This is a genomic window from Blautia sp. Marseille-P2398 (assembly GCF_964240315.1).
GTDB lineage: Bacteria > Bacillota > Clostridia > Lachnospirales > Lachnospiraceae > Blautia_A > Blautia_A wexlerae.
In genome coordinates, this window is record NZ_CAXSTD010000006.1 from 163,771 (window position 1) to 186,996 (window position 23,226).

20 protein-coding genes, 2 tRNA genes and 1 riboswitch are annotated in these 23,226 nt (G+C 40.6%); of the genes, 7 read left to right on the plus strand and 15 right to left on the minus strand.

What is annotated here, in order from left to right; translation table 11 throughout:
* Positions 1-15: 15 nt before the first annotated feature.
* The 5 genes from ACESZG_RS09015 to ACESZG_RS09035 all read right to left on the minus strand — a co-directional run bounded on the left by ACESZG_RS09015 (position 16) and on the right by ACESZG_RS09035 (position 6,904).
* Complete coding sequence (locus tag ACESZG_RS09015) at positions 16-1,575, minus strand: response regulator (RefSeq protein ID WP_118614851.1); 1,560 nt, start codon at positions 1,573-1,575, stop codon at positions 16-18.
* Positions 1,568-3,367 (minus strand): sensor histidine kinase, encoded by a 1,800-nt coding sequence (locus ACESZG_RS09020; RefSeq protein ID WP_118569449.1) that lies wholly within the window; start codon positions 3,365-3,367, stop codon positions 1,568-1,570. The genes ACESZG_RS09015 and ACESZG_RS09020 overlap by 8 nt, the downstream gene beginning before the upstream one ends.
* 122 nt (positions 3,368-3,489) lie before the next feature.
* Positions 3,490-4,338 carry a carbohydrate ABC transporter permease gene (locus ACESZG_RS09025; RefSeq protein ID WP_118338709.1) on the minus strand — a complete coding sequence of 283 codons (849 nt, stop codon included), beginning with the start codon at positions 4,336-4,338 and terminating at the stop codon, positions 3,490-3,492.
* Between the two features lie 3 nt (positions 4,339-4,341).
* On the minus strand, positions 4,342-5,244 hold the full coding sequence (locus tag ACESZG_RS09030; RefSeq protein ID WP_118611330.1) for a carbohydrate ABC transporter permease: 903 nt from the start codon (positions 5,242-5,244) through the stop codon (positions 4,342-4,344).
* A gap of 295 nt (positions 5,245-5,539) precedes the next feature.
* Entirely contained in the window at positions 5,540-6,904 is a 1,365-nt protein-coding gene (locus ACESZG_RS09035) for an extracellular solute-binding protein (protein WP_368211097.1), read from the minus strand.
* 223 nt (positions 6,905-7,127) lie between these two features.
* On the opposite strand from ACESZG_RS09035, the gene ACESZG_RS09040 reads away from it, so the two are divergent.
* Positions 7,128-7,415 carry a transposase gene (locus ACESZG_RS09040; protein ID WP_118340615.1) on the plus strand — a complete coding sequence of 96 codons (288 nt, stop codon included), beginning with the start codon at positions 7,128-7,130 and terminating at the stop codon, positions 7,413-7,415.
* Between the two features lie 664 nt (positions 7,416-8,079).
* Here ACESZG_RS09040 and ACESZG_RS09045 read toward each other — a convergent pair.
* Entirely contained in the window at positions 8,080-9,465 is a 1,386-nt protein-coding gene (locus tag ACESZG_RS09045; protein ID WP_373218006.1) for an extracellular solute-binding protein, read from the minus strand.
* Positions 9,466-9,820: 355 nt separating this feature from the next.
* On the opposite strand from ACESZG_RS09045, the gene ACESZG_RS09050 reads away from it, so the two are divergent.
* Positions 9,821-11,005 carry an iron-containing alcohol dehydrogenase gene (locus ACESZG_RS09050; protein ID WP_118614648.1) on the plus strand — a complete coding sequence of 395 codons (1,185 nt, stop codon included), beginning with the start codon at positions 9,821-9,823 and terminating at the stop codon, positions 11,003-11,005.
* A 116-nt stretch (positions 11,006-11,121) separates the two neighbouring features.
* Positions 11,122-11,194 (plus strand) — tRNA-Phe (locus ACESZG_RS09055).
* A 73-nt stretch (positions 11,195-11,267) separates the two neighbouring features.
* Here the strand turns inward: ACESZG_RS09055 and ACESZG_RS09060 are convergent.
* Positions 11,268-11,372 (minus strand): DUF6783 domain-containing protein, encoded by a 105-nt coding sequence (locus ACESZG_RS09060; protein ID WP_368205757.1) that lies wholly within the window; start codon positions 11,370-11,372, stop codon positions 11,268-11,270.
* Positions 11,373-11,489: 117 nt separating this feature from the next.
* On the opposite strand from ACESZG_RS09060, the gene ACESZG_RS09065 reads away from it, so the two are divergent.
* Positions 11,490-12,773 (plus strand): O-acetylhomoserine aminocarboxypropyltransferase/cysteine synthase family protein, encoded by a 1,284-nt coding sequence (locus ACESZG_RS09065; protein ID WP_118614650.1) that lies wholly within the window; start codon positions 11,490-11,492, stop codon positions 12,771-12,773.
* Between the two features lie 103 nt (positions 12,774-12,876).
* Here ACESZG_RS09065 and ACESZG_RS09070 read toward each other — a convergent pair whose 3' ends face one another.
* Positions 12,877-14,016, minus strand: a complete 1,140-nt coding sequence (locus ACESZG_RS09070) for a 3D domain-containing protein (RefSeq protein ID WP_020993397.1) — start codon at positions 14,014-14,016, stop codon at positions 12,877-12,879.
* Positions 14,017-14,322: 306 nt separating this feature from the next.
* Between ACESZG_RS09070 and ACESZG_RS09075 the strand changes: the two genes are divergently transcribed.
* The 3 genes from ACESZG_RS09075 to ACESZG_RS09085 all read left to right on the plus strand — a co-directional run bounded on the left by ACESZG_RS09075 (position 14,323) and on the right by ACESZG_RS09085 (position 15,049).
* Positions 14,323-14,568, plus strand: a complete 246-nt coding sequence (locus tag ACESZG_RS09075; RefSeq protein ID WP_008705686.1) for a type II toxin-antitoxin system RelE/ParE family toxin — start codon at positions 14,323-14,325, stop codon at positions 14,566-14,568.
* Positions 14,569-14,572: 4 nt separating this feature from the next.
* Entirely contained in the window at positions 14,573-14,806 is a 234-nt protein-coding gene (locus ACESZG_RS09080; RefSeq protein ID WP_008705688.1) for a hypothetical protein, read from the plus strand.
* Positions 14,807-14,976: 170 nt separating this feature from the next.
* Positions 14,977-15,049, plus strand: a tRNA-Gly gene (locus ACESZG_RS09085).
* Positions 15,050-15,372: 323 nt separating this feature from the next.
* Here the strand turns inward: ACESZG_RS09085 and ACESZG_RS09090 are convergent.
* From ACESZG_RS09090 to groES, 7 genes are all read right to left on the minus strand, one after another.
* Positions 15,373-16,557, minus strand: a complete 1,185-nt coding sequence (locus tag ACESZG_RS09090; RefSeq protein WP_008705691.1) for a phosphoribosylaminoimidazolecarboxamide formyltransferase — start codon at positions 16,555-16,557, stop codon at positions 15,373-15,375.
* Positions 16,558-16,686: 129 nt separating this feature from the next.
* On the minus strand, positions 16,687-17,400 hold the full coding sequence (locus ACESZG_RS09095; protein WP_008705693.1) for an IMP cyclohydrolase: 714 nt from the start codon (positions 17,398-17,400) through the stop codon (positions 16,687-16,689).
* A 71-nt stretch (positions 17,401-17,471) separates the two neighbouring features.
* A riboswitch (ZMP/ZTP riboswitch) is annotated at positions 17,472-17,552 on the minus strand.
* 90 nt (positions 17,553-17,642) lie between these two features.
* On the minus strand, positions 17,643-18,347 hold the full coding sequence (locus ACESZG_RS09100; protein WP_082433172.1) for a peptidoglycan recognition family protein: 705 nt from the start codon (positions 18,345-18,347) through the stop codon (positions 17,643-17,645).
* 246 nt (positions 18,348-18,593) lie between these two features.
* Positions 18,594-20,051: an IMP dehydrogenase gene (gene guaB / locus ACESZG_RS09105; RefSeq protein WP_008705695.1), complete on the minus strand. Its 1,458-nt coding sequence runs from the start codon at positions 20,049-20,051 to the stop codon at positions 18,594-18,596.
* 109 nt (positions 20,052-20,160) lie between these two features.
* Entirely contained in the window at positions 20,161-20,664 is a 504-nt protein-coding gene (locus ACESZG_RS09110; RefSeq protein ID WP_022380754.1) for a DUF6106 family protein, read from the minus strand.
* A gap of 369 nt (positions 20,665-21,033) precedes the next feature.
* Complete coding sequence (gene groL, locus ACESZG_RS09115) at positions 21,034-22,653, minus strand: chaperonin GroEL (protein ID WP_025579650.1); 1,620 nt, start codon at positions 22,651-22,653, stop codon at positions 21,034-21,036.
* Positions 22,654-22,784: 131 nt separating this feature from the next.
* Positions 22,785-23,069 carry a co-chaperone GroES gene (gene groES / locus ACESZG_RS09120; RefSeq protein ID WP_373218011.1) on the minus strand — a complete coding sequence of 95 codons (285 nt, stop codon included), beginning with the start codon at positions 23,067-23,069 and terminating at the stop codon, positions 22,785-22,787.
* Positions 23,070-23,226: the final 157 nt, after the last annotated feature.

Consider the following 23,226-nt stretch of genomic DNA (forward strand, 5'->3'; position numbering starts at 1 on the left):
CCCGCTACTCCTGCATTATGTATTCTGCATTTCTTCTCTGTATTTCGTCGGAGATTTTCCTGTATGTTTCTTAAATGCCAGTGAGAAATAATTCGTATCTCTGTATCCTACCATCATAGCAATCTTTCCAGTCTTGATGCTGGTAGTTTCCAGAAGGCTCTTCGCCTTCTCAATCCTCTTTCTGACAATGTATTCATTACATCCTTCACCTGTAATCCGCTTAAATAATCTGGAGAAATAATTCGGTGTGATATAGAGACTTTCCGCAATGCTGGAAACCGAAATATCCTCTGCAAGATGCTCATCTATATAGTGTCTGGCATTGGAAATGGTATAATGTACATCCTCTTCATCATTTTCAATGAGCTGCTCAATAAACATTCTCGTAATCTCACAGGCCTCTTCTTTTCCTGCTGATGACAGACTCTTGGAGAGTGCATCCAACTTTCCTTCTTCCACCTCACACGATACTTCCATGTAGGAAAAAATCAAAGAGGAGGCAATCTCGAAACAACATCTGCGCACAGCAGAAGGGGAAAGATTATAGGATTCTGTTGCCTTAATAAAGGTATTAAATGCCTTTAGTACATAATCTGGAGTTCCTATATTGGAAATCATGATATTTCGCAGTTCTGCATAGATTTCCCAGAAGATTTTCTTCTTGTTCTGAGCCCCCATCGTCTGTATAATGTCCTGAATATTCTTTTTTTCATGTTCCAGAAGATATCTGGCATCATTGTAGGAAATTGCCAGATTTTCAAATCCTTGCACAGCACTTCCAACCGTAATCTTTGGTTTATATTCAAATTCATCCTTCAGCACATCCGACAATTCTTCAATCTGTTCCAGAACGCTGTCGTCATCATCTTTTTCAAAACAGACAATCGCAATCGTACCGTCATCATCTACAAATGTGATTCCTCTGTTTTGGGAATCCACCATGCTCATGCAGACATTTTTAACAGTCATTGCACGGAATTTTCCGTCATTCTGCTGTTCTGTATACATTCCCTGTTCCAGAAGAATCAGGCTCATTTTCTGCTTAATATCAAACTGAAAATCTTTCTGGAGAATATACAACTGCATTTCTTTATCTGCTTTTGTATGCACCAAATTTCTCATGCACTGCTCCAGTCTCATCTGCACTACAGAGCCTTGAGAGCGCCACACTCTGGCCTGATTCTGCTCTTTGTTTTCCTGCTCTTTCAGTTCTTTTATCTGCTTTTCTATCGCATTGAAAAGATCATCTTCATCAATCGGTTTCAGGAAGAAATCCTGCACCTGAAGCCGCAGGCTCTCTCTTGCATACTCAAAATTATCAAAGCCTGTAAGCACGATCACACGCAGTTCAGGTACTGATTCTCTGGCCGCTTTAATCAGTTCCAGTCCTGTCATTTCTGTCATCTGAATATCTGTAACCATAATTTCAGGACCTTCTTCTTTAAGAATCTTCAAAGCCTCGTTTCCTGATGCAGCAGTAAATACGTCATCTACTTCCAGTTTCTTCCAGTCTATGGCATTTTTCATACCCATACGTATCATCTTTTCGTCATCAACAATCAGTACTCTATACACACGTCCACTCACCTCCTGCTGTATTCTTTTTGATTTCTGTCTGATATGGCAGATGGATCACGACAGTTACCCCACCCAAATCATTCTTCTGATAATTAAGACCATATCCCTCTCCAAAAAGAAGTTCAATCCTCTTGTTTACGTTTCGCACTCCATATCCAAAGGAATCCTCGTATCTGGAGAGCTGTTCATTCATTTCATCTATCTGTTCCTGACTCATTCCTGTGCCTGTATCTGATACCTTTATGATAACTTCATCCTCATTTTTATATGCTGTAAGATAAAGTGTACCTGTTTTTCCCTCTTTTACTTTCATTCCATGATAAATAGAATTCTCCACCAGTGGCTGCAGAGTCAGCTTCGGTATCAGGCTTTCTTCCACCTGAGATTCTACAACAATCTCACTTCCGATAATGTTGTCGTATCTCATGTTCTGGATAATCATATAATTCCTGATATGCTCTACTTCTTCTCTGATCGTGATCACGTCATGTCCTTTGCTGAGACAGATCCTGTAATATTTCGCCAGCGCCTTTACCATTGTGGAAATCTCTTTATTTCCTTCGGCAATCGCCTGCCAGTGGATACATTCCAGTGTATTATAAAGAAAATGCGGCTGAATCTGCGACTGAAGGGCATTAAAACGGATCTGCTCCAGCTGATGCTGTTCCAGTTTTACCTGTTCCATCAACACCTCGATTTCATCCATCATAGAGTTAAAACCAATTGCAAGCTTTGTGAAATCTTCACCCATATTGTCAACATTGATTCTTGTTCTCAGGGAACCTGTTGCAACATAATCCATATTAGATACTACCTTATTAAGGGGCTGATACATTTTCCTGACCAGTGCTCTTATAATAATGCTTACTATGATCAGCACTATGATCAGAACCAGAATCACAACAACCATTATATGGAATCCTGATTCCATCAGTTTATAAAAAGAAATCGAACTGACTACATAATAATTCCAGTTCTTAATCTTCTGGCATACATACATATTCCCATTCTTTGTAAATATCTGTATCCCTTTTTCCATCTCATCTATATAATTTACGTAACGGCCTGTCTCCTCTTTATCATTCGAAAGCAATATCATTCCACCTGTGTCAACTACTCTTGTTTCTGCTGAAGAATCTCCTACAGCCAGCATCCTCTGTACTGCCGGATCATCGAAATTCATGCACAGAAGCCCTCTTGCATCAGATACTTTTCTGGTATCATATAATGGATAATACAGACTCAATGTATATCTGTTCCCTTTATAATAATCGTTATAATAATCGTTATTATAGGAAACTTTCAGCGTTCCTTTCTGCGCATATTTGCTTCTCTCATATGCCTGGGGATACACTTCTTCAAACTGCGTAACTGATAAAGAACCCTTTCCTCTGTAGTAGTAACTTTTATAATCCGAACTGACAATGGCAGCAAAGTTCAGACTCTCATACATATTATTCAGATTCTCCAGCTTGCTGTAAACTGCATCAATGTCTGCTGTCTTCAGCTCATTTTTCTGCACCTGCCTGCAGTAATTCTGCACAGAATCATCCATGATCGTACCCAATACGATTTCTTTATATGAATCCATTGATCCCTTAAAAGATTCCGCAACTGTATTATTCTGCATCTGCAGAAGTTCTACAGACTGCTCTTTCATCGATGCTATAGAAAAAGTCAGAGAAACACCTGCAACCGTCAGCGTTACAATAAGAATACTGACGGTCACAAGTAAAAGTATTTTTTTATCAAATTTCCAGTGGCTGAATTTTGTTTTCCATTTGTTCATGTTGTCTTTCCTCATCTGTCACATAATTTCACATATACCCACATGATCAGGGGGGGATTTTACCTCCCCAATATCATACCATGTTCAATGGTAAATGGATACAACAGATTTCGCAGAAAGAATCAACCCTTTACAGCACCTGCAGTCATACCTTTTACCAGTTTATCCTGGAAAATAATAAACATGATAACCATTGGTAAAAGTGTTAATGTAAGAACCGCCATGATCATTGGTGTATTCATAGAATACTGTCCCTGAAATTCCCAGATTGCCAACGGCAGGGTACGATTCTGGGCAGACTGTGTCAGTGTATTTACAAATGAGAATTCATTCCACATATTTACACCATTGTAAATTGCCAGTGTCGCCATTCCGGGTTTGGAAAGCGGCAGGATCATGGAGAAGAACATCTGAATCTTTCCACATCCGTCAATTTCAGCAGATTCTTCGATTTCTCTCGGAATCTCTTTCATAAAGCTGGTCAGGATAAATACGGAAATCGGAACTGCGAATGCGACATACGGTCCGATCAGTGACCAGATTGTATCATAAAGTCCTGTTGACTTTGACATTTTGAATACAGGGATCAATGTAATATGTACAGGAATAGACATACAGGCTACAATAATCGCATAAATCGGCTGTGCCATTTTAAACTTAAATCTTGCCAGAGGATAAGAAGCGCATGCTGAAATAAACAGCAGCAGGATCAGGGAAATTGCAAGAACGATCACACTGTTCTTGAAGTAATTTGCAAACCCTCCTGTAAGTACCTCAGTGTAATTGGACCAGTTCAGTTGATCAGGAAGCTGGAATACACCCTTGGTAAGCATCTCAAATTTCTCTTTGAATGAGTTCAGCACCATGAATATAAAAGGTGTAAATGATACAATTGCTGCACCGATAGCAAGAACAAAAGCAATGACCCAAGCTATGATGCTTTTTCTTCTACTTTTCTTATAGCTGTCCATCCCTTAATCCTCCTGTTTTCCGTTTATAAGTTTCATAGTAATCATAGATACCATTGTAATCAGGATAAACATACCTCCTGCAATGGCTGAGCCATAACCCATGTTAAAGTTCTTGAATGATTCTTTGTACATATAGGTTGCCATCAGCTCTGTAGCAGTACCAGGACCGCCACCTGTCATAACATAGATCAGATCGAAGTATTTCAGAGATCCAACCATTGAAAGGATAGCTGCACTCTTAATTGACGGAATAAGAAGTGGAAGTGCAATCTTCCAGAAATACTGTCCTCTTGTAGCACCATCGATTCTTGCTGCTTCAAATACATCATATGGGATGTTTGTATAACCAGCCATAAAGTAAACCATGTAGAATGGTGTAAACTGCCATGCAATGATAAGAATAACTGTGATCAATGCTAATTTCGGATTACCAAGAAGGTCAATGTTGCCCCCTCCGAACCATCCGGAAATTGTGCTGACAATACCTCCGTTTGTTGCAAGTGCGTATGTGAAAAGGAAACCAATTGCAACAGAAGACATAAGCATTGGAATAAACCAGATAACCTTGAAAATTGTAAGTTTCTTACCGCCAAAGTCAAGGAATGTTGCCATTGCAAGTCCTAACGGAATCTGGATAATGATAGATAGGATCATGATAATAACGTTGTTCTTAAATGCTATCCAGAATTTTGTATCTTTGATCAGTTTTGCCCAGTTTGCAAGTCCTACCATCTTCTTGTCTGCGGAAATACCATTCCACTGGTATCCGCTTGTAATAAATGTATCAATAATCGGATACGCGATAAATACTACTAATAAAATGATAACAGGTGCCAGAAAAAGTGCTGCTGTCTGACGTGTTTTTCTCTGTCTTAACTGAACCAGAGATATCCCTTTTTCATTCATTTTGGTGCCTCCTTTTTAATACTTTCTGATATTTGATCATCTGACCTAACGTATGCCAGAGTATGTTTGAAAAATGCTTTCGGAATATGTTAGAGATATATTTCTGAGATGGTTTTTATATATTTTCTGACATGCTGTCTGATATGTAATTTGACATTGAAATGATTTTTCAAGCACGCTCTGTGTACTCACATATTGTTTTTCAAGATAAAGGGTTCTGCACTTTCAGCATGTGCAGAACCCTTCTTTTCTACCCTTACTCAGGTCAGAATGAATGCCTGCTTTCCTTTAAAGATTATTCAGCATCATCTGCTGCTGCATCTGTAGCTTCTTCTGCAGTATCATCTGCTGCGCCGGAATCAGATTTGGTACTTAAATATTCGTCCATTGCTTTCTGCATTTCTTCCTGTGCTTCCTGAGGAGTCTTTGTCAGACCAAATACTTCCTGTAAGCCATCAAGATGTGCAGATGCAACAGATGTTGGCAGATACTGGTCATACCACAACTGGATAGAAGATGCTTCCTGGGCTGCATCAAAAATTTCCTTTACAACAGGGTCTTTGATGTGGTCTCCTGCATCTTTTACAGGAACAATCTTGTTGTTAGAGTATGTAATGTCTGCAACTTCATCAGATAAATGATCTGCTGCACATTCAAATGCTGCTGCAAGTTTATCACCTTCACAGTTGAAGGAAATGAACTGATCACCTACAGTACCGATCTGGATTGTAGGATCAGCATCGGAATCATCAATTGCAGGGAATGGGAACCAGCCGATCTTCTGATAGAATTCCTCACTGTCAGTCTGGAATGTTCCTGTATACCATGAGCCACAGAGAAGCATACCTGCTGTTTCCTGATACATTAACTGTTTTGCCTGTCCGTCATCTTCGCTTAAGGAGTTTACGCCATCCGGGAAGTATCCGTTGTTAACCCACTCCTGAATCTTCTCACCTGCTTTGATGAAGCAGTCATCTGTGAATTTACCGGTTCCTGCAACTGCATTCTGGAATGGTTCCAGTCCGCCATAACGTGCTGCCAGAGACATGAAGTACATGGAACCTGTCCATTTGGAAGCATTAGCAAGTGCAAAAGGTGTAATTCCGTTTTCTTTTAATGTTGCACAGATATTTTCCAGATCAGCTAATGTCTTCGGTTCTTCAAGTCCGTACTGTTTAAACATATCTTTGTTGTAGAAGATACCTGCCAGAGAAACATTCAGATATGGGATCGCATATACATGTCCGTTGTAGCTTCCCTGTTCAATAGCTGCATCCAGAAGTTTATCTTTAACATCGGACTGATCAAGAAGATCATCAATCGGCTGAGCAAATCCGGAATCAATATATTCATACATCGGACCACCGGACCAGCTTGAGTACATATCAGGACACTCACCGGAGCTCATCGCGATAACAAGTTTTTCCTTGTATGTATCGTTCTGGATGGCTACCTGATTTACAGTATAGCCTGACTTTGTTTCTTTGTTAAACTTGTCTACTGCTGCAGTAACAATATCTTTGTCCGGGCTCTCTACCGCGATATTCCAGTAAGTAATTTCTTTGTCGTCAGCTGCAAATGCAGTTGTCTGCGCTGCCATCGGTACCACCATAGCTGCTGTCATGGCAAGTGCCATAATCTTGCACATTCTTTTTTTCATTTCTTGTTTCCTCCTTTTTTATTCACTTTGTATATTTAAGTGTATTTATCATAGCATTCCATTCACATAATGCCCATAAAATATTCTGTCCAAAATCTATAAATTTCTGTCTTTCCGTTTTCTGTGTGCAGAAAATTATAGATATCTGTACTGGAATCTTTCCAAAAATGTCTTCTGAGAACCAGCAAAAATTACTTTCAAATTTTAATTTTTTTATTATTTTTTGACTATACTTGTTATAGCTGATCGAGGTTATGAGTCTTTCAATAGCATGGCACATATACAAAAGAAAGGCTGGTTCTTTCTCATACGTGTCAAAGATGGTATTAACGGCATCAAAAATGGTTTAGATTTGCCAGCTACAGACTGTTTTGATACCGATATTTGTCTGAAGCTCACAAGAAAACAAACGAATGAAGCGAAGGAATTATTAAAAGATAAAAATCATTATCGCTTTATTTCAGCAACACAACCATTTGATTACTTGCCACTAAAAAACAAAAATAAGTGATCCCACAGTATTTATGAGTTGAAATTTAGGATTGTAAGATTTCCCATTTCAGAAGGTGTTTATGAAACAATAGTTACAAATCTTGACAGTACAAATTATTCGTCAGATGAGCTAAAAAAACTATATGCTACACGATGGGGAATTATGCAGATATCGGCATATGGCCGATAGAAATGTTTTTCCGCCAGTGTAAGGATAAAATGGCACTGGACAGCTACCAGATACGTTCTGCGCAGGGAATCCAAAGATATTGGCTACTCATGTCAATTGCACATTTTATGTGAGTGGCAGGGACTGGTGAATTCTGTTCTTTCGAAAAAGGCTACCACCGAATTGGAAGTATTATCCAGACAGAAAAATATCAGTATCTCTTCCAATGCGCAAAAGAAAGTAATGATTTTGATGCATTTATGAAGTTAGCGGGATAATTTTGTGCAATTTTTCAAATTTGCTCATTTATAGTACTACTAATAAAATGATAACAGGTGCCAGAAAAAGTGCTGCTGTCTGATATGTGATTTGACATTGAAATGATTTTTCAAGCACGCTCTGTGTACTCACATATTGTTTTTCAAGATAAAGGGTTCTGCACTTTCAGCATGTGCAGAACCCTTCTTTTCTACCCTTACTCAGGTCAGAATGAATGCCTGCTTTCTTTTAAAGATTATTCAGCATCATCTGCTGCTGCATCATCTGCTGCTGCATCATCTGTAGCTTCTTCTGCAGTATCATCTGCTGCGCCGGAATCAGATTTGGTACTTAAATATTCGTCCATTGCTGTCTGCATTTCTTCCTGTGCTTCCTGAGGAGTCTTTGTCAGACCAAATACTTCCTGTAAGCCATCAAGATGTGCAGATGCAACAGATGTTGGCAGATACTGGTCATACCACAACTGGATAGAAGATGCTTCCTGGGCTGCATCAAAAATTTCCTTTACAACAGGGTCTGAAATGTGGTCTCCTGCATCTTTTACAGGAGCAATCTTGCCGGTAGAGTATATCATGTCTTCAACTTCATCAGATAAATGATCTGCTGCACATTCAAATGCTGCTGCAAGTTTATCACCTTCACAGTTAAAGGAAATGAACTGATCACCTACAGTACCGATCTGGATTGTAGGATCAGCATCGGAATCATCAATTGCAGGGATTGGGAACCAGCCGATCTTCTTCTGATAGAATTCCTCACTGTCAGTCTGGAATGCTCCTGTATAAAATGAGCCACCGAGCATCATACCTGCTGTCTCCTGATACAGTAACTGTTTTGCCTGTCCGTCATCTTCGCTTAAGGAGTTTACGCCATCCGGGAAGTATCCGTTTTTAACCCACTCCTGAATCTTCTCACCTGCTTTGATGAAGCAGTCATCTGTGAATTTGCCGGTTCCTGCAACTGCATTCTGGAATGGTTCCAGTCCGCCATAACGCGCTGCCAGAGACATGAAGTACATGGAACCTGTCCATTTGGAACCATTAGCAAGTGCAAAAGGTGTAATTCCGTTTTCTTTTAATGTTGCACAGATATTTTCCAGATCAGCTAATGTCTTCGGTTCTTCAAGTCCGTACTGTTTAAACATATCTTTGTTGTAGAAGATACCTGCCAGAACAACATTCATATATGGGATTGCATATACATGTCCTTTGTAGCTTCCCTGTTCAATAGCTGCATCCAGAAGTTTATCTTTAATATCGGACTGATCAAGAAGATCATCAATCGGCTGAGCAAATCCGGAATCAATATATTCATACATCGGACCACCGGACCAGCTTGAGTACATATCAGGACACTCACCGGAGCTCATCGCGATAACAAGTTTTTCCTTGTATGTATCGTTCTGGATAGCTACCGAATTTACAGTATAGCCTGACTCTGTTTCTTTGTTAAACTTGTCTACTGCTGCAGTAACAATATCTTTGTCCGGGCTCTCTACCGCGATATTCCAGTAAGTAATTTCTTTGTCGTCAGCTGCAAATGCAGTTGTCTGCGCTGCCATCGGTACCACCATAGCTGCTGTCATGGCAAGTGCCATAATCTTGCACATTCTTTTTTTCATTTCTTGTTTCCTCCTTTTTTATTCACTTTGTATATTTAAGTGTATTTATCATAGCATTCCATTCACATAATGCCCATAAAATATTCTGTCCAAAATCTATAAATTCCTGTCTTTCCGTTTTCTGTGTGCAGAAAATTATAGATATCTGTACTGGAATCTTTCTAAAATGTCTTCTGAGAACCAGCAAAAATTACTTTCAAATTTTAATTTTTTTATTATTTTTTGACTATTTTTCCATTATTTGCTTTAATATAAAAAGGAAGTCCCACCTACTGCTCATTACATTTTACAATTAAAGCAGAGGACTTACCTGATTCAGTTAACCTTTCAATCTATAGGAGGTCGTTTACATATTATGAGAAATTTTGAATATTATACACCAACACAGGTTCTCTTTGGCAAAGATACCCACCTTCAGGCAGGTTCCCTGCTGAAGAAGTATGGAGCAAAAAAAGTTCTGATCCATTATGGAGGTCAGAGTGCTGTCCGTTCCGGACTGATTGATGAGATCACTTCTAATCTGAAAGAAGAAGGTCTTGAATACATCACCCTGGGTGGTGTTATTCCTAATCCACTTCTTTCCAAAGTCCGCGAGGGAATCGAATTATGCCAAAAAGAACATGTAGACTTTATCCTTGCTGTAGGAGGAGGAAGTGTTATTGACTCTTCCAAAGCCATCGGCTATGGCGTTGCCAATCCGAACAATGATGTCTGGGATTTCTGTCTGAAAAAAGCTGTTCCAACCGGCTGTCTGCCCATTGGTGTCATCCTTACAATTGCAGCTTCCGGAAGTGAAATGAGCAGTTCCAGTGTTATCACAAATGAAGAAACAAAAGAAAAACGTGGATGTGCAAAGACAGATTACTGCAGGCCGAAATTTGCCATCTTAAATCCACGTCTCACCTACACACTCCCACAGTATCAGACAGAAAGCGGATGTGTAGATATCCTCATGCACACCATGGAGCGATATTTTGTAAATATTGAAACTATGGAGATTACAGACAGCATCAGCGAAGCTCTGATGCAGACAGTCATTTACAATGCCCGTATTCTTATGAAAGAACCAGACAATTACAGCGCCAGGGCAGAAATTATGTGGGCAGGAAGCCTTTCCCACAACGGTCTGACCGGATGTGGTACAGGTGGTGGTGACTGGGCATGCCACCAGCTTGAACATGAACTGGGAGGTGTCTACAATGTAACTCACGGAGCAGGTCTGGCAGCTATCTGGGGAAGCTGGGCACGATACGTCTACGAGGTGAACCCTGAACGTTTTGCTCAGTTTGCCACCAATGTATTTGACATTCCATGTGGAACTGATTATAAAGAAACAGCCCTTGCAGGAATTGAAGCAATGGAAAATTTCTTCCGGTCTGTAGAAATGCCCACCAGTTTACATGAACTGGGTCTGGATCTCACAGATCAGCAACTTCATGATCTTGCATTCAAATGCAGTTTTGAGGACACTCGCACCATTGGAGTCTTTAAACAGCTCAATATGAGAGATATGGAAAAAATCTACCTTATGGCAAGATAAAATAAATTTTTGTTATAATTTTCTCTTTTTTCGCAAAAATCATAAAAATTACTTGCATTCAAACAATCAATATGCTATGATAAGGTCTGTGATACACAACAGTTCACAGACCAAATGCCCAGATAGCTCAGTTGGTAGAGCAGAGGACTGAAAATCCTCGTGTCGCTGGTTCGATTCCGGCTCTGGGCATTTTTTATTTTTTATTATCTTTTTTCTTTTTTTGCTCATGGCTGGTTAGAAAAAGCCTGAGCATTTTTTTATTTCATTTTTTAATATTGTCTTCTCTCACTTTCAGCAGTATAATTTTTCCAGAGTATGTTTGAAAAATGCTTTCCGCAAGATGTGCGTCACAATTTGTGGGAATGATTTTTCAAACACGCTCTAAGACTATCATGAAATTTTGTATCAATATCATCACAATTTTCCCAATATTAATACAATATTTTATTGAAGCAATATTTCACATAAGAAAGGAACTAAACTCATGAGTGACTTTAAAGTCGAGACTAAATGTCTCCATTCCGGTTACACTCCATCTAAGGGTGAACCATGCGCACTCCCGATTTATCAGAGTACCACTTATAAATATGATACTACTGATGAAATGGGACAGCTCTTCGATCTTAAGGCAGAAGGATACTTCTATACCCGTCTGCAGAACCCCACAAATGATGCTGTAGCAGCAAAAATTGCAGATCTGGAGGGTGGTGTTGCCGCTATCCTTACCTCTTCCGGACAGGCTGCCAACTTCTATGCAGTCTTCAATATCTGCGAAGCAGGTGATCATGTTGTGGCGGCTTCTACTATTTACGGAGGAACCTTTAACCTCCTGGCTGTTACCTTCAAAAAGCTTGGCATTGACTGCACTTTCGTTGACACCGATGCTAGCCCTGAAGAAATTGCAGCTGCCTTCCGTCCTAATACAAAGGTACTTTTCGCAGAGACCATCGCAAACCCGGCCCTGGTAATTCTTGATATTGAAAAATTCGCAAAGGTTGCTCACGAACATGAAGTTCCGCTTATTGTAGACAACACCTTCGCTACACCTGTAAACTGCCGTCCTTTTGAATGGGGAGCTGATATCGTCACCCATTCCACAACCAAATATATGGACGGACATGCTGTGCAGGTTGGCGGAGCTATCGTTGACAGCGGCAACTTTGACTGGGATGCCTATGGACATAAATATCATGGACTGACTGAACCGGATGAATCTTATCATGGTGTTATTTATACTAAACAGTTTGGAAAGAAGGCTTATATCACAAAGGCAACCTCTCAGCTGATGCGTGACCTTGGCTCCATCCCGTCTCCTACAAACTGTTTCCTGTTAAACCTTGGACTGGAAACTCTTCCTCTGCGTGTAGAACGTCACTGCTATAATGCACAAAGAATTGCAGAATTTCTGAATGCTCATGAGAAAGTATCTCACGTAAACTATGCAGGACTTCCTGATGACAAATACTATGCACTTGCTCAGAAATACATGAACGAAGGCAGAACCTGCGGTGTTATCTCCTTTGAACTGACAGGTGGCCGAGAAGCTGCAGTCCGCTTTATGGACAGCTTAAAGCTTGCCACCATCGCAACGCACGTAGCAGCATCCAAAACCATGATCCTGCATCCTGCAAGCCATACTCACCGCCAGATGAACGATGAACAGCTTGTGGAAGCCGGCGTATCACCGGGAATGATCCGTCTCTCCGTTGGTATTGAAAATGTTGAAGACATAATTGCTGACATCGAACAGGCATTAAAAAACGCTTAAAAATCAAATTCAAAAAATCCGACAAAACTTCTGAAATGATTTTATCATTTTCTGGTTTTTGCCGGATTTTTACTATTTTATCCAAAAATATTCTTCAGAATTTTTACTCAAGCAGATATACGTCTGTATAATATACGCCTTTATCTTCCCCTTCCTGATGAGTGGCAACATAAATATCAATACAATTATGTTTAATCGCACCGCCACAGTCCTCAGCCACATAAACCTGTCCATTGATCACAACTTTCGAACCATATGGAATCTGTGTAGGATCTACAGCAATCGTACGATTCGTCGTAGCCGTCACACCTGTGGAGGTAACCCCATTCGCCCAGGGGCCACAGCAGATACTACATGGACAGTAATGTGTGATCTTAAACGTTCCAAGAGGTTTCAGTGTTGCATCAGAAGACACAGCAATAGGAGTTCCTACCTGAACACCACTGACAGCCGCTCCTTTTGAAGCAGTTACACCATCCACAGCCTCTGCAAAAACGCCTTTGCCTTCACTTTTATGAATTGTTCCTGCTTCTTCACCGTCTACTTTAGCGACCTTTGACTCCTCTGTTTTCTCCTCTGCTGCTGTATTCTCCAGAACACTGGTAGGAATATATCCAATGCCTCTTTTTCCATTCTCTTTTTTATAGTAAATCTGACTCCAGATGCCATTTACTGTAGCCAGGCGCTTCACTTCATCCTCCTGAATGACCTCACCTACTACCTGTCCATCCTTCTTTCCCGGATAATCCAGAATATCACTGTCCTTCAGTGCTGTAAAAGTTCCCTTTGCCTGAGCAACCTGATCACTGTCATTGATATGTTTTGTGGGCACATAGCCACTGATCTTTTCCGTACCCTTTTTGCTCTTTTTCTCATAAGTCACTTTACTCCAGCCATTATCACATACGGCCACTCTCTCTACACCGGTACCAAGATACACTCTTACAAGTTTCTTTCCGTTTTTCCCCGGCATAGAGCGTATATAAGTTGCCTTTGCAGAAACAGAAACCTTATCCGACTTGGCAACTGCCGTTACCTTCTCTCCACTTCCATCATCAATCTCAAATGTCTGCGGTATCTTATTATCCTCCTTATAAGCATTAACTGTCCCCTCATAATCCAGGATATCCGCAGAAACTGTTGTTGGTAAAGTAAGCATACTGCAAACTAATAATACTAAAATTTTTTTCTTCATAAACTGAGCCTCAACTCCTTTATAGTCTCTCTCCGTCTGTCCTATCATAGCACACCCCCTCCCAATTTGCAATTTTCCAGTTACTGTTCACTCCGTTCTCAGTAACGTAGCCAAAATTCATTCCAGATTGCCTGCGGCAATGGAATTTTGGCTTGTATGTCTCGGGATTTTGGCATATTCATGCCAAAACACCTCGCGGGATAGTGGTGTGTGAACAATAACATTTTCCACCCCATCCTTCACGGAATCTTCATAAACTATGTTGCTTCTATGATTTCTATATGCTATAGTAAAATTATCAGAATTCTATTCTGCCTTACGAAAGATAAGATATAAATATTTTTTCGTAAAGGAGTGAGAAATCTGGAAATTAAATATTCAAAACAAGCCCTTAAATTTTTAAAGAAACAAGATACTATTACTCAAAAGAGGATTCTTAATGCAATATCAGTGCTCCCAAAGGGAGATGTTAAAGCATTGCAAGGCAAAGACGGTTATCGACTACGAATAGGCGATTATCGTGTAATTTTTAATAATATTGACAATATTATTTTTATTAGAATGATTGGCAATCGTGGACAGATTTATAAAGGAGTGTGATTTTATGACTGCTGTTAAAGAACGTATTATAGGTGCTGTATCAATTATGAGTGATAAAGATGCTAATATATTCTGGCATATTATTCAAAAACATTTTAAACTGCCTGATACATTCGCAGATATAGAAAAAGTAGAACCCGATGAAACAGATTTAATAATGTTAAAGGAAATCGAAAACAACCCTGACTGTCACGAATTCATTTCTCAGGAAGAATTAATGAAAGAACTTAATATGTAAGTATTGTTCCCTGAAAAGTGCCAATTTCAGCATTTTTCAGGGAGTCATAATTTTTCAATAAAACCATTATATAAAATTTCAAAATAAATAAAAAAACATTTGACAAACTCCACTGCATATAGTATCATATATTTTGTCGCTGAGGTAATCACTCAACTGACATCATAAATGCGATAGTGGCGTAGTTGGTAACGCGCGACCTTGCCAAGGTCGAGACCGCGGGTTCGAGCCCCGTCTATCGCTCTTAAAGCATCAGCTAAGGCTGATGCTTTTTTCATCCCCTTCTATTAACTTTCCATAACTATAGCAATTCCATATCTGCGAATAACATCTATAGCCAATATTCAGTGTGAAAAAAATAATGGTTTGGGGCGCATTTGCAGGAGTCTTAGAAAAAATTAGCGTCAGGAAATCTGCGTTATGTAAAAAAATCTCACTGTCTGAGCCGCATTTGCGGCGAGTTTGAGATTTTTTTACATGTTTTTAGCAGATTCCCTGACGCTTAGTTTTTCTTAGGCTCCGAAACCGCGCCCCAAACCATTATTTTTTTCACACGTCACTTGGATTTAGTGATGGAACAATCTGATACCAGTAAAACTCATCACCATTCCATATTTATTGCAAGTCTCGATCACAGCATCATCACGCACAGATCCACCCGGCTGCGCAATATACTTCACACCACTCTTATGAGCACGCTCAATATTATCACTGAATGGGAAGAATGCATCAGATCCCAGTGTAACATCCGTCATCTGATCCAGCCATGCACGTTTCTCTTCCTTTGTAAATACTTCCGGTTTCTCTGTGAAAGTTTTCTCCCACATACCATCAGCAAGTACATCCATATATTCATCCCCGATATAAACATCAATGGCATTGTCACGTTCCGCACGTGAAATTGTATCTTTAAATGGCAGATTCAGCACTTTCGGACACTGGCGAAGGAACCAGTTGTCTGCCTTCTGTCCTGCAAGTCTTGTACAATGTACACGTGACTGCTGTCCTGCACCAACACCGATAGCCTGTCCATCTTTTACGAAACATACAGAGTTGGACTGTGTATATTTCAGGATAATCAGAGAAATCTTCATATCTCGTTTTGCTTCCTCTGTAAGCTCTTTATTCTCTGTCACAATATTGGAAAGCATTGCATCATCGATTTCAAGCTCCTGACGGCCCTGCTCAAAAGTTACACCAAATACTTCTTTGTGTTCCAGCGGAGCCGGTACAAAGTTCTCATCAATCTGGATCACATTGTAGTTACCTTTTTTCTTCTGCTTCAGGATCTCCAGCGCTTCCTCTGTGTATCCAGGTGCAATAACACCGTCAGATACCTCTCTCTTGATCAGAAGTGCTGTATCTTTATCACACACATCAGAAAGAGAAATAAAATCACCAAAAGAGGACATTCTGTCAGCACCGCGAGCTCTTGCATAAGCGCATGCTAATGGTGAAAAATTCTTCCAGTCCATATCATTTACCCAGTAGATCTTTGCCAGAGTCTCTGTAAGAGGAAGTCCTACAGCAGCACCGGCAGGAGATACATGTTTAAAAGATGTAGCAGCAGGAAGTCCTGTTGCTTTCTTCAGATTGGATACCAGCTGCCAACCATTAAAAGCATCCAGGAAATTGATATATCCCGGTCTTCCGGAAAGGATCTTTACCGGAAGCTCAGATCCGTCTGCCATATAAATTTTTGCAGGTTTCTGATTCGGGTTACAGCCATATTTTAATTCGAATTCTTTCATTATATAAATCCTCCGTATGAACCAAATAAGTATTTTAAAATTAATTCCTGTAAATAATTTCTTACTGCGAAAGCATCGTCTTATGTTCACAATAATCTATGAGCACTATCTGTACTCAGTAAGTGACTATTATTTATTCTTATTAATGATCTTGCTTTCGTACTTACCTGTCTCAATATCAATATATCTTACAAACAGAGATACTTTGTTATCTTCGTTCAGGCTGTTCCAGAGAAGTTCTGCAAACTCATCCATATCATCCGGAATTGCTACCAGTTTCGGTTCGCCTTCAAAGCTTGGAAGTGGATTTCCGTCACATTTATAAGTATGGATGAAATGTCCCTCTCCTGCAATGGCATTCTCGTATGCAAATGTGTATCTGTTACATGCATCCGGATTTCCGTTGTTGCTCTTGAGAATTGACATTGCATAGTTGAATTTTCCGTTCTCTACGTGCATAACACCGGAGATACGAGGTGTATAGTTCGGACCGTCCGGCTCGAATTCTCTGCTTCTTAAGGACTGCTCAAAAGTAAGCTGATGATCCATTCCCTCATAAATGGTATCTGTCTGATCTCCGTTAGTTACGATTGTTTTGTTTCCCAGTACACGTACAGGTGCATAGATGATCAGACTCGGATCTGTAAGTTTGGACGGATCAAACGCCTGGGTACGGATTCCCTCACCATCCTCTACAAATACTCTGTTTCTGCTGTTCTCGCTTCTGCCCATGATGAAATAAGCTGTCACTGCTTTCTTACCGTCTGCGGAACGTCCAATCACAATTCCTCTGCCAGGATAGGAATTCTCTTTCAGTTCTTTTTCCAGTGATAACATTTCCATAATTTTTCTCCTTTTCGTTAAAAATAAGGTTAAAAAAAGCCTGGGAAACCTATTTATTCATTGAATAATTTCCAGGCTGCCCAGGCGGTCGGCTCATATACTCGCTGCACTCCCTGTAGGTAATCCTACTTCCGCCAGTCATGCAGGCACTGTTGTGAAAAAAATCACACGTTGTTATTATAGTACAATACTTCTTTGTGGATTTCAAGGCAAATTTTTTTGTACTGTGCTGAATTTTCGTTTTACTGAACATCCTGCAAACCATAATCAACATCAATCTGCGCCGCAATATCCGATTTCATCTGTATCCATGCATCCGGATTCTCCACATAATATTTCGGACAGTTTTTTCCGGTAACATCATAATGCCGGATCACATTCTCTGATGTAAGCCCAAACCGCACACACAACCACGCAGAAAGCTTCACTGCCGAATCATAAGTTGCCTCATTGAATTTCCCCGTCTCATCCGGATGACAGCACTCGATGGACAAAGTATCTACATTACGTGAGTTCGTCGCATAGGACATCTCTGACGTAGGAATACACTGCACCACTTCCCCATCCAGCCCCACCACAAAATGACTGCTCACCTTTGTGTCATGAGTAGTCGCCAGATTCTCGAAGTAGTTCCTGTTTGCAATGGCTGTTGCCCCCGGATTTGCAGTATAATGAATGGCAATATACTGTACACTCTCAATGGGAATCTGCGGTCTGGAATATTCATTCGGTGTCAGCAGTTCCACATCTATGTACGGCGCCCCTTCTTTCTGCCATTGTTCCGGTCCGCCTGAAGAATCCGCATTATCTGTTCCTGACTGTTCCGCATCAGAAATCATCGTGTCAGAATTATGTAAAAAGTCCCCAATACTCCATCCATTTTCACTGGCCCGATTTATTATGATCCACCCGATCAGAACTATGATCACGAGCAGCATAAGGCTCATAAGAATTCTCTGATTTCTCTGCCTTACTCTGCTGCTCTTTCGTCTTTTCGACCTGCTGTTTTTCTTTTTTACTGCAGTTTTCCCTGTTCTGGTATCTGTTTTTTTCTTTTTGTTTGTATGCTTTTGCATTTTTACCTTCTCTTACGGGATTTTACTCCCTGCAAAAAATACCCCGGCCGGCATGCCTGGAAATCTTATTTCTTTCCATCAGCAGCCAGCCGGGGCATATATTACACCTGAAATTTATTATTTGTCATCTACGCTATAGTTCGGAGCTTCTTTTGTGATATGAATATCATGTGGATGAGATTCCTTAAGAGATGCAGCAGAAATCTTGATGAATCTGCCTGTTTCTTTAAGCTTCTCAATAGTTTCTGCTCCACAATATCCCATACCGGAACGGAGACCGCCCATGAGCTGGAATACAGTATCCTCAACATGTCCTTTGTAAGCAACACGTCCTTCTACGCCTTCCGGAACAAGTTTCTTCGCATTCTCCTGGAAGTAACGGTCTTTACTTCCGTTCTCCATAGCTGCGATAGATCCCATACCGCGGTATACTTTATATTTTCTGCCCTGATACAGTTCGAATGTTCCCGGGCTCTCGTCGCATCCTGCAAACATACTTCCCATCATGCAGACATTCGCACCGGCTGCGATTGCCTTTGTGACATCTCCGGAATACTTGATACCACCGTCTGCAATGATCGGGATTCCATATTCTTTTGCAGCTTCGTAGCAGTCCATAACAGCAGTGATCTGCGGAACACCGATACCTGCAACAACTCGTGTGGTACAGATAGATCCAGGTCCGATACCAACCTTAACTGCATCTACACCGGCCTCGATCAGAGCCTTTGTCGCAGCACCTGTTGCTACGTTACCTGCGATCACCTGCAATTCCGGATATGCTGCCTTGATCTCGCGTACAGCCTTCAAAATGTTCTCTGAATGTCCATGTGCAGAGTCAATAACAATCACGTCTACAGATGCCTTTACAAGTGCATCAACACGCGCAAGTACATTAGCAGTGATTCCTACCGCAGCACCGCAGAGAAGACGTCCCTGCTCATCCTTTGCAGCCAGAGGATATTTGATCTGTTTCTCAATATCTTTAATAGTAATTAAGCCTTTTAAGTTAAAGTCATCATCTACAATAGGTAATTTCTCTTTACGTGATTTTGCCAGAATCTTCTTGGCATCTTCCAGTGTAATTCCTTCTTTGGCTGTGATCAGTCCCTCAGAAGTCATGCACTCTTTGATCTTCTTGCTGAAATCTGTCTCAAACTTCAGATCACGATTAGTAATGATTCCGACCAGTTTTCTGCCCTCTGTGATCGGCACACCGGAGATACGGAATTTTGCCATTAACTCATCTGCGTCCTTAAGTGTATGTTCAGGAGATAAATAGAAAGGATCTGTGATAACACCGTTCTCAGAACGTTTTACCTTGTCTACCTCTTCTGCCTGCGCTTCAATGGACATATTCTTATGAATAATACCAATACCACCCTGTCTCGCCATAGCGATTGCCATGCGATGCTCGGTTACTGTATCCATTCCTGCACTCATCATAGGAATGTTCAGTTTAACCTTCTTTGTTAAGTAAGTTGTGACATCTACCTGATTCGGAATTACCTTTGAATATGCCGGAACTAACAGCACGTCATCAAAAGTAATGCCTTCACCAATGATAGTACCCATTGCATTTCCTCCCTTGCGTATATGAAATTAAATTACTATTGTAATGTAAAAAGGAACCAGCAACTGGTCCTTTTATTTTCAACAAGTGTAACAAAAATCAGATTCTATGTCAATCCAAAAAAACTTTGCTCGGTGCTGAATTTTTCATAGCCTGTGCAAGTGCCTCATCCGGTTCCAGGATGATCTTGCATAAATTTCCGTCCAGTCTTGTGATAACACCAAAGCGTTTATGCTCCGGATTTCCTGATGAAAAGTCCAGTACTTTCATGTTCTGGTTTCCGTTGTAATAGTCCATTCTGTGGGAATCCAGCGGTGCTGCCAGATCTGCTTCTGATAATTTGAAGCTCTTTACTTTCTTTCTTTTTGTCTTTGACATGATCATGTCGATGTCAAAATCGCCATTGATAAACAGATATTCATATTCTACATCTGTTTTCGGGATTACAAAATAGCATGCAATTCCAAGCGCTACGGCAATGATCAGTGCCAGCGGTGTGATGATAAGTCCGGCAAATACTGCCAGCACTGTCAAAACGATCAGACCGTATTTGAGCAGGCTGTCTTTAGCCGTCTTATCTTTCTTTACCAGTAATTCTGAATACAAATCGCCCATTGTTTCGTCTCCTTTTCATTTGTTCAGCTGTTGAAAGCAGCTTTTTTTGCACAGCATATTTAACAATTATATTTTATTCATCATGCTGTTTTTCTGCATTATATCACAAAACGGAACCATCGTCTATGACGACGGTTCCGTTTCACATATTTCCGCCTGCGCTGTTTTTATCTATAGCAATCCTCGTAAATAATGCATTTAAGACAGTTCAGCAGAGTGCGAAAGACAAGGAAGATATCTGCAGGCGTGCTGACACATGGCAAAGATATCTGACGCAGGATTTCACACTCTGATGGGCTGGATTAAGATGCATTATTTCAGAGAATTGCTATAAGCATACTGCGGTATAATTTTATCGTTTATTAAAGATTACATCATTCCCATTCCCGGGTTAGCAGCCGGTGCAGGTGTGTCTTCTTTAATAATTGCAACAGCAGATTCTGTTGTAAGTAATGTAGAAGCAACGCTTGTAGCGTTCTGAAGAGCGCTTCTTGTAACCTTTGCAGGGTCAAGGATGCCTTCGCTTACCATGTCTACATATCTTTCATTCAGAGCATCGAAACCGATTCCTGGTTCGGATTCTCTTACTTTGTTGATGATTACGGAACCTTCAAGTCCTGCATTTGCAGAAATACGGAACAGAGGAGCTTCCAGAGCTTTCAGGATGATATTTGCACCTGTCTTCTCGTCACCTTCCAGAGTTGCTGCAAGTTTTGCAACTTCTTTGGATGCGTGGATGTAAGCAGATCCACCACCTGCGATGATACCTTCTTCTACTGCTGCTCTTGTAGCTGCAAGAGCATCTTCCAGACGAAGCTTCGCTTCTTTCATTTCTGTCTCAGTGGAAGCACCAACACGGATAACAGCTACGCCGCCAGCCAGTTTTGCAAGTCTTTCCTGTAATTTTTCTTTATCAAATTCAGATTTTGTTTCTTCAATCTGTCCACGGATCTGAGCAACACGGTTTGCGATTGCATCTTTGTCACCCATACCGTCAACGATAACTGTGTTCTCTTTTGCAACTTTAACAGATTTTGCACGTCCTAACTGCTCCATAGTTGCGTCTTTCAGTTCCAGACCAACTTCTTCGGAGATTACCTGGCCGCCTGTAAGGATTGCGATATCCTGAAGCATTTCTTTTCTTCTGTCACCATATCCCGGAGCTTTGACAGCTACTACCTGGAAGGTTCCTCTTAATTTGTTTACAATCAGAGTTGTAAGAGCTTCTCCCTCTACATCTTCAGCAATGATAAGAAGTTTCGCACCAACTTTTACGATCTGCTCCAGTAATGGAAGGATTTCCTGGATGTTGCTGATCTTCTTGTCTGTGATCAGGATATATGGATCTTCCAGATTTGCTTCCATTTTTTCCATATCTGTTGACATATATGCGGATACATATCCACGATCGAACTGCATACCTTCTACAAGGTCAAGTTCTGTGTGCATTGTCTTGGATTCTTCTACTGTGATAACGCCGTCTTTGGAAACTTTTTCCATAGCATCTGCTACTAATTGTCCAACAGTCTCATCGCTTGCGGAAATAGATGCAACGTTTGCAATCTGTTTCTTGCCGCTGATTGTCTGGCTCATGTTCTTGATTGCTTCTACAGCTACATCTGTAGCTTTCTTCATTCCTTTTCTGAGGATGATCGGGTTAGCGCCTGCTGCCAGGTTTCTCATTCCTTCGTGAACCATAGCCTGTGCAAGAACAGTAGCTGTTGTTGTACCATCACCTGCTACATCGTTTGTTTTGGAAGCAACTTCTTTGATCAGCTGTGCGCCCATGTTTTCGAATCCGTCTTCCAGTTCAATTTCTTTTGCGATTGTAACACCGTCGTTTGTGATAAGCGGAGCACCGTATGGTTTGTCAAGAACTACGTTTCTTCCTTTCGGTCCTAATGTTACTCTTACTGTATCAGCTAATTTATTTACACCAGCTTCAAGAGCTGCTCTGGCTTCTGCGCCGAATTTAATTTCTTTTGCCATGATAATATGACCTCCTGATTCAAATTTTGATCTCTATGAATTCTTTCTGATACTTAGCCGGTATTTCATGTTACATCCTGTAAATATTATCTTATAAGTATCTTCATTTATGTTTTCTATTTTGATATTGCTTATTTAACAATTGCAAGAATATCATTCTGTTTTACGATAATGTATTCTGTGCCATTCATCTTTACTTCTGTTCCTGAATATTTGGAGTAGATAACTTTATCACCTACAGCTACTTCCATTTTTACTTCTTTGCCGTCAACAACTCCGCCAGGTCCTACAGCTACAACTTCTGCCTGCTGTGGTTTCTCCTGTGCCTGTCCCGGAAGAACGATTCCGGATTTTGTTGTTTCTTCTGCTTCAACCTGTTTTAATACAACTCTGTCACCTAAAGGTACTAATGTCATGATCTATATCCTCCTTTATTCTCCAACCTGGAATCTCTGTTACCGTCTCTGCTATTCTTAATATCCGGTAACTGTTTCGGCACTCTGTCTGATTCTGCCGATTTTTGCTAGCACTCATTTACTTTGAGTGCTAATCACTGTCCTTATATTATTGAAA